This is a genomic window from Streptomyces sp. ISL-1 (genome assembly GCF_018614585.1).
Classification (GTDB): domain Bacteria; phylum Actinomycetota; class Actinomycetes; order Streptomycetales; family Streptomycetaceae; genus Streptomyces; species Streptomyces maoxianensis.
On sequence record NZ_JAGGOI010000030.1, the window covers coordinates 17,125 to 28,294 of the forward strand.

The 11,170-nt window shown below is 71.0% G+C and carries 8 protein-coding genes and 1 pseudogene; 1 reads left to right on the forward strand and 8 read right to left on the reverse strand.

Annotated elements, in window-relative coordinates; translation table 11 throughout:
* Positions 1–7 precede the first annotated feature (7 nt).
* On the forward strand, positions 8–952 hold the full coding sequence (locus J7E87_RS21275) for a bifunctional riboflavin kinase/FAD synthetase (protein ID WP_215096076.1): 945 nt from the start codon (positions 8–10) through the stop codon (positions 950–952).
* A 179-nt stretch (positions 953–1,131) separates the two neighbouring features.
* On the opposite strand, the gene J7E87_RS21280 is transcribed toward J7E87_RS21275, so the two are convergent.
* The 8 genes and pseudogenes from J7E87_RS21280 to J7E87_RS21315 form a co-directional block, all read right to left on the reverse strand.
* Complete coding sequence (locus J7E87_RS21280) at positions 1,132–2,106, reverse strand: ABC transporter ATP-binding protein (RefSeq protein ID WP_215096077.1); 975 nt, start codon at positions 2,104–2,106, stop codon at positions 1,132–1,134.
* A gap of 73 nt (positions 2,107–2,179) precedes the next feature.
* Positions 2,180–3,157: an ABC transporter ATP-binding protein gene (locus J7E87_RS21285; protein WP_215096078.1), complete on the reverse strand. Its 978-nt coding sequence runs from the start codon at positions 3,155–3,157 to the stop codon at positions 2,180–2,182.
* Positions 3,154–4,083, reverse strand: a complete 930-nt coding sequence (locus J7E87_RS21290; protein WP_215096079.1) for an ABC transporter permease — start codon at positions 4,081–4,083, stop codon at positions 3,154–3,156. Before J7E87_RS21290 ends, J7E87_RS21285 begins: the two co-directional genes overlap by 4 nt.
* Positions 4,080–5,129, reverse strand: a complete 1,050-nt coding sequence (locus J7E87_RS21295) for an ABC transporter permease (RefSeq protein WP_215096080.1) — start codon at positions 5,127–5,129, stop codon at positions 4,080–4,082. The genes J7E87_RS21290 and J7E87_RS21295 overlap by 4 nt, the downstream gene beginning before the upstream one ends.
* A 3-nt stretch (positions 5,130–5,132) precedes the next feature.
* Entirely contained in the window at positions 5,133–6,950 is a 1,818-nt protein-coding gene (locus J7E87_RS21300; protein WP_251017784.1) for an ABC transporter substrate-binding protein, read from the reverse strand.
* A gap of 196 nt (positions 6,951–7,146) precedes the next feature.
* Complete coding sequence (locus J7E87_RS21305) at positions 7,147–10,245, reverse strand: SCO5717 family growth-regulating ATPase (RefSeq protein ID WP_215096082.1); 3,099 nt, start codon at positions 10,243–10,245, stop codon at positions 7,147–7,149.
* Between the two features lie 293 nt (positions 10,246–10,538).
* Positions 10,539–10,749 (reverse strand): annotated as a pseudogene (locus J7E87_RS21310) (hypothetical protein); the annotation flags it as partial.
* A 132-nt stretch (positions 10,750–10,881) separates the two neighbouring features.
* On the reverse strand, positions 10,882–11,115 hold the full coding sequence (locus J7E87_RS21315; RefSeq protein ID WP_108152923.1) for a DUF397 domain-containing protein: 234 nt from the start codon (positions 11,113–11,115) through the stop codon (positions 10,882–10,884).
* Positions 11,116–11,170 lie beyond the last annotated feature (55 nt).

Genomic DNA, 11,170 nt, shown 5'->3' on the forward strand with positions numbered 1-11,170 from the left:
GGTCACAGTGCAGCGCTGGCGTGGCTTGGAGGACATCCCCCAGGACTGGGGACGCAGCGTCGTCACCATCGGCTCCTACGACGGGGTCCACCGCGGACACCAGCTGATCATCGGGCGGACGGTGGAGCGGGCGCGCGAGCTCGGGGTGCCCTCGGTCGTGGTGACCTTCGACCCGCACCCGAGCGAGGTCGTCCGCCCCGGCAGCCATCCGCCGCTGCTCGCGCCGCACCACCGGCGCGCCGAGCTGATGGCGGAGCTGGGCGTCGACGCAGTGCTGATCCTTCCCTTCACCATCGAGTTCTCGAAGCTGTCCCCCGCGGACTTCATCGTGAAGGTCCTGGTCGACAAGTTGCACGCACGCGCGGTCATCGAGGGCCCGAACTTCCGCTTCGGCCACAAGGCCGCGGGGAATGTCGCGTACCTGGCCGAGCTGGGCGCGACGTACGACTACGAGGTCGAGGTCGTGGACCTCTTCGTCAGCGGCGCGGCGGGCGGCGGCGAGCCCTTCTCCTCGACCCTGACCCGCCGCCTGATCGCCTCCGGCGACGTCGAGGGCGCGGGGGAGATCCTGGGCCGCCCGCACCGCGTCGAGGGCGTGGTGGTGCGCGGCGCGCAGCGCGGCCGCGAGCTGGGCTACCCGACGGCGAACGTGGAGACGCTGCCGCACACGGCGATCCCCGCGGACGGGGTGTACGCGGGGTGGCTGACGGCGACGGGCGAGAGGATGCCGGCCGCGATCTCGGTGGGCACGAACCCGCAGTTCGACGGCACGGAGCGGACGGTGGAGGCGTACGCGATCGACCGGGTGGGTCTGGAGCTGTACGGGCTGCATGTGGCGGTGGACTTCTTGGCGTATGTGCGGGGCCAGGAGAAGTTCGACTCGATCGAGGCGTTGCTGGACGCGATTGCGGCGGACGTCAAGAAGTGCCGCGAGCTGACGGCGTCGGCGTAGCGCCGGGCGGCGCGGCGTCCGGTTCGCGGGTTTCGCGGTTGCCCCGGTCAGCGCGGTGGCCCTTTGTGGCCGCTCCGGGCTCGTGTCCTGCACTGCGCTGCGCTGCGTCTGATGTGCGGCTCCGCCGCGTGGTCACCGCGCTTCGCGCGACTTGTGCCGCTGCGGCGCGGGGCCGTCGCTCACAACGCGCCCCCTCGCGCCCAGTGGCACGCCACCCCCGCCCCGCCCAGCACGGCCACCTCCTCCGACCGGCATCTGTCCGCCACCCCCGCCCGCTCCGCCTCGCCCGACGCCAGCACCTGGCAGCGCGCGTGGAAGCGGCAGCCCCCGGGGATACGGGACGGATCCGGGGGCTCGCCCGTCAGAACCACCGGGGGGTTCGCCGAGTCCGGGAGTACGGACAGCAGCGCCTGGGTGTAGGGGTGTTGGGGATTCGTCAGCACGTCCTCGACGGTGCCGGACTCCACGATCCGGCCCAGATACATCACCGCCACCCGGTCCGCGATGTTCCACGCGAGCCCCAGGTCGTGCGTCACCACCAGCGCGGACAGGCCCAGTTCGTCCCGCAGACGAAGCAGCAGCGCGAGGATCTCGCCGCGTACGGACGCGTCCAGTGAGGCCACCGGCTCGTCCGCGACGATCAGTTCGGGTTCCAGGACCAGCGCCCCGGCGATGACGACGCGCTGGCGCTGGCCGCCCGAGAGCTCGTGCGGGTAGCGCAGGAAGAAGCGCTCCGGCGGCCGCAGCCCGGCCCGCGAGAGCGCCTCCGCCACGGCCGGGCGTTCGTCGCCGGAGTACCCGTGGATCCGCAGGCCCTCGGCCACCGCGTCGTACACGGTGTGCCGCGGGTTCAGCGAGCCGCTCGGGTCCTGCAGGACCAGTTGGACGCGCTTGCGGTACGACTTCAGCGCGCGGGAGGTGTACGACAGCGGCGCACCGCCGAAGGTGACCGCGCCCGACGTCGGCGGCACCAGGCCCAGCAGCGAGCGGGCCAGCGTCGTCTTCCCGCAGCCGGACTCGCCGACCAGGGCGACGATCTCGCCCGCGCCGATGTCGAGGTCGACGTCGTCGACGGCACGGGCGGCCGGCCCGCCGCGCCGCCCGGGGAACGTGACGTGCAGACCGGTGGCCGAGAGCAGGGGAGTGACGGTCATGACTGGCTCCTGGGTTAGGCCCCGGCGAGGCGCTGAACCGGGCTGGCGGACAGAGGAGTTCGGGGCAGGCGTGTCACAGCGGCACCGCCCCCGCGTGGACGCATGCCGCCCGGTGCCCCTCCCCGACCGCCGACAGTTCCTGGTCCTGAAGCGCACACGCGTCCAGCGCGACCGGGCAGCGCGGGTGGAACGTACAGCCGCTCGGCAGTGCCGACGGGTCGGGCGGGTCGCCCGGCAGGCCGCGCGGGGCCCGGCGCGAGCCGATGTCGCCGATGCGCGGGAAGGCCGCGGACAGGGCGCGCCCGTACGGGTGCTCCGCCGCGCTGTACACCGCCTGCGCCGGGCCCTCCTCGACGACCCGGCCCGCGTACATCACGGCGAGCCGGTCGCAGGTGTCGGCGAGCACCGCAAGATCGTGGCTGATCATCAGCAGGCTGATGTCCTGCTCGGCGACCAGCTGCTCGATCAGCCGCAGGATCTGCGCCTGGATCATCACATCGAGCGCGGTGGTCGGCTCGTCCGCCACGATGAGCCGGGGGTCGCAGGCGAGCGCCATCGCGATCATGACGCGCTGGCGCTGGCCGCCGGACAGCTCGTGCGGATACGCGTCCGCGCGGGAAAGGGGCAGCCCCACGTGCTGAAGGAGCTCGGCAACCCGCTTCTTCGCCGCCGCCGGCGTGGTCTTGCGGTGCAGCAGGATCGGCTCGGCGATCTGCTCGCCGACCCGGTGCACCGCGTTGAGCGAATGCATCGCGCCCTGGAAGACGATCGACGCGCCGGCCCACCGCACGGCCCGCAGCCGCCCCCACTTCATGGCGAGGACGTCCTCCCCGTCGAGGAGGATCTCGCCGGAGAGCTTGGCGGAAGCGGGGAGAAGGCGGAGGAGGGCCAGGGCCAGTGTGGACTTGCCGCAGCCCGATTCGCCCGCGAGTCCCAGCTTCTGCCCGGCGGCCACGCTCAGATCCACACCGCGTACGGCCGGGACGGCCCGCGCCCCCGAACCGTATGTCACCCGCAGGTTCCTGACTTCGAGCAGGCGCTGCGCAGTCATCGAGCCACCCCCAGCTTCGGGTTGAGCACGGCCTCGATCGCCCGGCCGCACAGCGTGAAGGCCAGCGCCACCAGCGCGATGGCGATCCCGGGCGGCGCCAGATACCACCAGTGGCCGGAGGAGACAGCGCCCGCCTCCCGCGCGTCCTGGAGCATGCCGCCCCAGGAGACGATCGTCGGATCGCCGAGGCCGAGGAACGCGAGCGTCGCCTCCGTCAGGATCGCCGTGGAGATGCCGAGCGTCGTCTGGGCGAGGACCAGCGGCATGACGTTGGGCAGCACATGCCGGGTCATGATGTGGCTGTGGCCGCCACCGAGTGCCTTGGCTCGCTCGATGTACGGACGCGACTCGACCGCGATCGTCTGCGCCCGCACCAGACGGGCCGTGGTCGGCCAGCTGGTGACGCCGATCGCCAGGATCACCGTCCAGACGCTCCGGGACATCACGGTCGCGAGCACGATCGCCAGCACCAGCGTCGGCATCACCAGGAACCAGTCAGTGATCCGCATGATGACGGTCGAGAACCAGCCGCCGTAGTGACCGGCGGTGATGCCGACCAGGGTTCCGATGGCCACCGACAGCGCGGCGGCCAGCAGTCCGACGGTGAGCGAGATCCGTGCGCCCCAGACCAGCAGCCCGAGCAGGGAGCGCCCGAACTGGTCGGTGCCCAGGGGGAATTCGGCGCTCGGAGATTCCAGAGCCGTGCCCGGCGCGTTCGTCACGCTCTGCACGTCGCCGCCGACGAGCAGCGGCGCGGCGAGCGCGATCAGGGCGATGAGCGCGAGCGCGCCGAGACCGAAGAGGCCCGCCCGGTGAGTGCGGTACGAGCGCCAGAAGCGGGCCACTGAACCGCGGCGGCGCGCCCAGGCGAGGGACCTCGCGCTCCGGGTGGTACGTGCGGTCTTGGGGACCGGTGTGATCGTCATCGGCCCACCCGGGGATCGAGCAGCGGATAGAGCAGGTCGGCGAGGAGATTCATCAGGATCATCGCGCCGGCGAAGACCACGAAGAGCCCCTGCACCAGCGGCAGATCGGGCACGCTCAGTGCCTGGTAGAAGAGCCCGCCCAGGCCCGGCCAGGAGAACACCGTCTCGACGAGGATCGAACCGGCCGCCACATGCCCCAGATTGATGAAGACCATCGTGACGGTGGGCAGCAGCGCATTGGGCACGGCGTGCCGGCGGCGTACGGCATCGTCCCGCAGCCCCTTGGCCCGAGCCGTCGTCAGATAGTCGCTGCCCATCTCGTCCAGCAGCGACGAGCGCATCACCAGCAGCGTCTGGGCATACCCGACCGCGACCAGCGTGATGACCGGAAGCACCATGTGGTGCGCGACATCGCCGATGTACGCGAAGCCGGTCTTGTCGCCCGACTCCATGCCGCCGGTCGGGAACAGGCCTGGGATCGGGCCGACACCCACCGAGAAGGTGATGATCAGCAGCAGGCCGAGCCAGAACGACGGCACGGACCACAGGGTCAGCGCCATGCCCGTGTTCACCTTGTCGCCGAGGCTGCCGTGCCGCCAGGCGGAGCGGGTGCCGAGCCAGAGACCGATCGCCGAGTAGATGACCACGGCGACCCCGGTGAGCAGGAGCGTCGCGGGCAGCTTCTGCGCGATCAGCTCGCCGACGGGCGCGTGGAACTGGTAGGACGTACCGAGATCGCCCGTCAGCGCCTTGCCGCAGTAGTCGGTGAACTGCTGCCACATCGGCTGGTCGAGGCCGAACTGGCGGCGTAACGACGCCAGTTGTTCGGCCGACGTCGGCATGCCGTGCGTCATGGCCTTGACCGGGTCGCCAGGGATGATCCGGAAGAGGAAGAAGCTGGTGACGAGCACCGCGAGCAGCGAGATCGCCGCGCCGCCCAGCCTGCCCGCCACATAGAGGAGATAGGCGCGTGCGCTGCCGCTCGTGGTGCGGGCCTCGGGGGCTCGCACCACGGCGGCGGTGCCGGTCGTGCTTGTCGTGCTCATCGACTATTCACGGTCTTCCGCGGTGGTACGACGGCGCATCATGACGAAGATCCCGATGGCGGCGGCGAGGACGACTGCCGCGCCGATGCCGATCACGATGCCCGTCGAGGAGCCGCTGTCGGAGCTGCCGTCGCCCGCGGCCGGCTCGGCCGACCACCAGCTCCAGTAGCCGTCCTGGCCCCAGAGGTTGCCCGCGGCCTCCGGCATCGTCTTGATGGACTTGATCTGGTCGGTACGGTACGCCTCGACGGCGTTCGGATACGCGATGACATTCATGTATCCCGTGTCGTACAGCCGAGATTGCATCTGCTTGACGAGTTCGGTCCGCTTGGCCGCGTCGTACTCCGCGGTCTGCTGCGCGTACAGCTCGTCGAACTGCTTGTCGCAGATGAAGTTGTCGGTCGCGCCCGTGTCCTTGGGCGTGGCCGGGAGCGCGGCGCAGGTGTGGATGGACAGGACGAAGTCCGGGTCGGGGTTGACCGACCAGCCGTCGAAGGCCAGGTCGTAGTCGCCCTTGATCCAGGGGTCGGAGACATTGTCGAGACAGTCGACCTTGAGCCCGACGCCGATCTCGCCCCACCACTCCTGGAGGTACTTGCCGATCGCCTTGTCGTTGGGGTCGGTGGCGTGGCAGAGGATGCGCAGATCGAGGGCCTTGCCGTCCTTGCCGACGCGCTTGCCGCCGCCGGTCTTCTTGTAGCCGGCCCGGTCGAGGAGGGCGGCGGCCTTCGCCGGGTCGTACGCGATCTTCTGACTCGTGTCGGGCTTCCAGAAGTACGAGTCGAAGCGCGGCGGGATATAGCCCTCGCCCTCCACGGCGTGGCCCTGGAAGACCTTGTCGACGATGGTCTTGCGGTCGGTGGCGTGGAAGAGCGCCTTGCGCACGGCCGGGTCGAGCAGGGCCTTGTGGCCGTTGCCGAACGTCTTGCCGTCCTTGGACCTTGCCCCCGGGTTGGTGGCGAGAGCGAAGAAGCGGCGGCCGGGAGCGTCGTTGACCTTGATGTTCTTGGCGCTCTTCAGGGCTGTGGCCTGGGCGGGGGTCAGGCCCTGGACGAAGGAGACCTCGCCCTTCTGCAGCGCCGCCACGGCCGCGTCACCGTCCTTGTAGTACTTGAATACAAGCTCGTCGAACTTGGGCGCGCCGCGCCAGAAGTCCTTGTTGGGCTTGAGCTTGACGAACTGGTCGACCTTGAAGTCGGTGATGACGAAGGGGCCGTTGCCCACGACCGGGAACTGCTTGTCGTTGTTGAACTTCGAGAAGTCGCCGACCTTCTCCCAGACGTGCTTGGGCACGATCGGCACATCCAGCGCCGTCATGGTGGCCTGAGGCTTCTTCAGCTCTATGACCAGCGTCTCGAGGTCCGGGGCTGTGACCTTCTTGAAGTTGGCGGTGAAGCTGCCGTTGGCGGTGGCGGCGTTCTCGTCCGTCATCATCTTGTTGAAGGTCCAGGCGGCGTCCTCGGCGGTGGCCTGATTCCCGTCGGACCACTTGGAGTTCTTCCGGATGGTGTACGTCCACGTCAGCTTGTCCGGGGACGTCTTCCACTCGGTGGCCAGCCCCGGGACCGTGCGAGCGTCCTTGACGTCGTAATTCGTCAGGTACTCATAGGCCAGCCGGTGGATGGTGGTGCTCACCAGCTTCTGCGCCAGGAACGGGCTGAGGGAGTCCACGCTCTGCGAGACGGCGACGGTGAGGACCTTCTTGCCGCCGTGGTCCTCGCCGGCGGCCTGGGCCGAGGGGGTTGCTGTTCCGGCCACCAGTGCGGCGGCGGCGCCTGAGGCCAGAAGCAGTCGGATGCGGGCTGGAACCTTAGTGACCATGGGAAGGGGACCTCGCGTCATCACTCGCTCGGAGTAGGCAGGTTGAGCTCTGGTTCGCCAATTGGTGAAGCGAGGTTTATCAGCGGCGGTCGATTGCGTCAACGGTCCGTCAAACCCCGTGTGGGCTGCGGGAATACGCTGAGGGCCCGCACCGTGGAGACGGTGCGGGCCCTCATTGGCTGAGACCTCTGTCGCGCTACTGCTGAGGGGCTGGCGGTGCCTGCGGAGGCTGCTGATGGGGCCATCCGGCAGGCGGTACGGGCCCCTGCAACTCGGGCTGTCCGGCGCCACCCGGACGGCCCTGCTGATCGGGGTGACCCGGCCCGCCCGGCTGGCCGGGAGGCGGTCCGGCCGGGTTCGCGGGGGGCTGGGCCTGGGAGGGCAGCGAGTGCTGCCAGCCCTGCGGCGGGTACGGCTGGTGGGGCGGCTGGCCTCCGTACGGCTGCTGCGGCTGGCCCTGCTGGGGGTAGGGCTGCTGAGGGGGCTGCGGCTGCTGAGGCGCGTAGGGCTGACCGGGCATCGGCCGGCCCGGGACCGGCTGCCCCGGCATCTGCTGCCCGCCCGGCATCGGCGGGACCATGTGCGGCGGCGGGTTGCCGTCCGCCGTCCACAGCCCCTGCTGCTGCTGAGCCCGTACGAAGTCCTCGGCGATGAGCGCGGAGAGATTGAAGTACGCCTCACGGGTCTTCGGGCGCATCATGTCCAGGTCGACCTCGGCGCCGGCCGACAGGTGCTCGTCGAAGGGCACCACGATGACACCGCGGCAGCGCGTCTGGAAGTGCTGCACAATGTCGTCGACCTTGATCATCTTGCCGGTCTCGCGTACCCCGGAGATGACCGTGATGGAACGCTGCACCAACTCGGCGTACCCGTGCGCGGACAGCCAGTCGAGGGTCGTCGACGCGCTGCTCGCGCCGTCCACGGAGGGCGTCGAGACGATGATCAACTGGTCGGCCAGATCCAGCACTCCACGCATCGCGCTGTAGAGCAGACCGGTGCCGGAGTCGGTGAGGATGATCGGGTACTGCTTGCCCAGTACGTCGATCGCGCGCCGGTAGTCCTCGTCGTTGAAGGCCGTCGAGACCGCCGGGTCGACGTCGTTGGCGATGATCTCCAGACCGGAGGGGGCCTGCGATGTGAACCGGCGGATGTCCATGTACGAGTTGAGGTACGGGATCGCCTGCACCAGGTCGCGGATGGTGGCCCCGGTCTCCCGGCGCACCCGGCGGCCGAGCGTGCCGGCGTCGGGGTTGGCGTCGATCGCCAGGATCTTGTCCTGCCGCTCGGTGGCCAGCGTCGAGCCCAGCGCGGTGGTCGTCGTGGTCTTGCCGACGCCGCCCTTGAGGCTGATGACCGCGATCCGGTAGCAGGACAGCACCGGCGTACGGATCAGCTCCAGCTTGCGCTGCCGCTCGGCCTCCTCCTTCTTGCCGCCGAGCTTGAAGCGGGCGGAGCTGGAGGGATTGCGGCTGCTCTTGGCCTTCTGCTTGTTGTTGCGCAGGAGGCGGTCGGAGGAGAGCTCGACGGCCGCGGTGTACCCGAGCGGGGCGCCCGGAACGGAACGCTCGCGCTGGTCGTGCGTCACCGCCGTGGGCCAGGCGGCACCGGTGCGCGGGTCCGTGGGACCGACCGGAGGCTGGGCGTGGGGCGGGCCCTGGGGGGCGTGGGGGTGCGCCTGCGGGTGGGACTGCTGCGCGGGCAGATGGGGCGTGGCGGGCGCGGGCAGGTTGGGCGTCTGCGGCGCCGGCGGTACGGGCGCGTGCGCGCCGGGCTGCTGGCCCGGGTTACCGGGCTGTCCCGGCTGTCCCGGTTGCGGGAAGCCGTAACCGCCCTGCTGGTCCGGGTAACCGGGCTGTCCCGGCTGGCCGTGGGGGAAGCCGTAACCGGTCTGCGGTGCCTGGGGGTTGGGGCCCGGTAGGGCGGGCGGCAGCGGGGCGGAGGGTGCGGGCTGGCCCGGCTGTCCCGGTTGCGGGAAACCGTAACCGCCCGGCTGGTCCGGGTAACCGGGCTGTCCCGGCTGGCCGTGGGGGAAGCCGTAACCGGTCTGCGGTGCCTGGGCGTCGGGGCCCGGTTGGGCAGGTGGCAGCGGGGCGGAGGGTGCGGGCTGGCCCGGGTGTCCCGGCTGCGGGAAACCGTAACCGCTGTGCTGGTCGGCGGCGTGCCCGGGCTGCCCCGGCTGTCCCGGCTGCGGGAAACCGTAACCGCCCGGCTGCTGAGGCGTGGGGGTCGGCCAGGCGGGCGGGCTCTGGGGGCCGCCCTGCACCGGCTGCTGCGGCTGCGGCTGCGGCGGGGCGGACTGCTCCGCGGTCTGCGGCGATACGGGCCATTGCGGCGCGGACGGCGGCGCGGCGGGCTGGAAGGCGGGCGGCAGCGGCGGCAGTGGGGCGCTCTCCCCATGCCCCTGTTCCGGTGCGGACGGTGTCGGGGACCAGCGCTGAGCCGGCACGGACCCGGGCGCGGTGTCCTGGGGCGCGGAGTCGGCCGGCTCGTCGGCCGTCACCTCTCCCACGCCTTGCGGGGCGCTTTCGTCGCGGGGCTCGGCGTCGTCGCCGTCCCGGACTTCTGCGTCCCGCAGCTCGGAGTCCGGTACCTCTGCGTCCCGCACCTCGGCGTCGTGGACCTCTGCGTCCCGTACGTCGGAGGGGTCTTCGGGGCCGTCGGCGTCCGCGGCCTCTCCGGCCTCGTCGGCCGGACGCTCGGCCGAGGCCTCGGCGGCATCGGCCGCCCCGGCCGCGACCGGGGCCGCGGGATCGCCGGAACCCTCCGCAGCGCTCTCGTCGGCCTCGTTTGCCGCCGCTGCCCGCTCCTCCATCTCGCGCTTCAGCGCGGCGGGGGAGAACCGCATGGTCGCTCCGCTCTCCACATCGCCGCCCCCGAAGGGCTGCGGCGCGGGCTCGGCGGCCGCCTCGGCAACCGGAGCCGGAGCCGGGACGGGAGCCGCAGGAGGCGTCTGCACAGGAGCAGGCGCAGGAGCAGGGGGCGCAGGCGCGGGCGTCGGCGCAGGCGCCTGAACCTGTGCCGGCGGCGGTGTCGGCGCAGGCGCCCAGTTGGGCTCGAAGCCACTGCCCGCGGGCAGCCCAGGCACGGCCACCGGCGCCCCGTTCGGCGGCGGCGGCGTGTGTCCCTGCTGCCCTGAGCCGCCGCCCGAGGTGTCGCCCGACGCGTTCTGCGTGTACCAGGCCGGCGGGGTGTAGTCGATGGTGAACTCACCCGTCAACTCGGCGGGATCCGCGTCGGACTGATCATCGACGGGAATGTTCCAGCCCCCGTGGATCTCGTCCCGATCGCCGTTCACTTTGCCTCCTGGTGTGGTCGAGCACCCTTGTGCCGTGGTGGGTGGGGGCGACCTCTTCGTCCGATCGGCCCGGCTCTCCCCCTAGGGACGCGGTCAACACGCCCGCAGGTTCTTCTGCCGCGCCCTGTCCCACCCTAATCGTCAACAATGCCCGTCCGGCAGGGCGGACCGCCCGCCGGCTGCTGTCCCGTACGTCACGCCCTGCCCCCAGGTGACCCGGGTGGGGCGCAGCGCAGGGAAGTCGACGGGTCAAAACCCTACAACTGCGTACGTACGGGAGGGCTTCCAGCCCGTCAGTCCATCCGATGGGCGCTGCCCAACAATCCGGTCTCGGCATCCGCGGCCTGTGCGATGACGAACTGCCGGTCCCGCGCCGTGCAGCAGAGCGTGACGCCGTCCGCGAGGGTGGACAGCGCCTCCGTCTCGGGCCGCGGGAGATGCATGATGCGGCCGATCCGGGCGGCCTTCGTCGGGCGAGAAGCGCTGGATACCCACGAGAGAGGAGGCGGCCGCATCCCTCGGCCCGGCTTCAGCCATCAGCTGCCGGTCGAGTCGCCCTGCGGCGAAACCGCCCCATCCCGTGCAGTGACATGCGCCGCTTCCGCCGCCCGGGACCTTCCCAGCCGTTCGGCGCGCTCAGCGCAGATCGAATTCCCCGTCACGCGCGCCGAGTACAAACGCCCGCCACTCGGCTTCGGTGTATCGCAGCACGGTCTCCGGATCCAGGGACGATCGCATGGCCACGGCCCCGCCCGGCAGATGTGCGATCTCCACCCGCTCCTCGTCCTCACTCGTGCCGGGGGCGCTGAGCCACTCGACGCCAGAGATGTCGAGGGCGTACAGCTCTTCCTTCTCCTGTGCGCTCCCCATCAGTCAAGCTTCCCTTCGGTGCGGCCGAGATGAATGCTCCACGCGCCAAGACGCG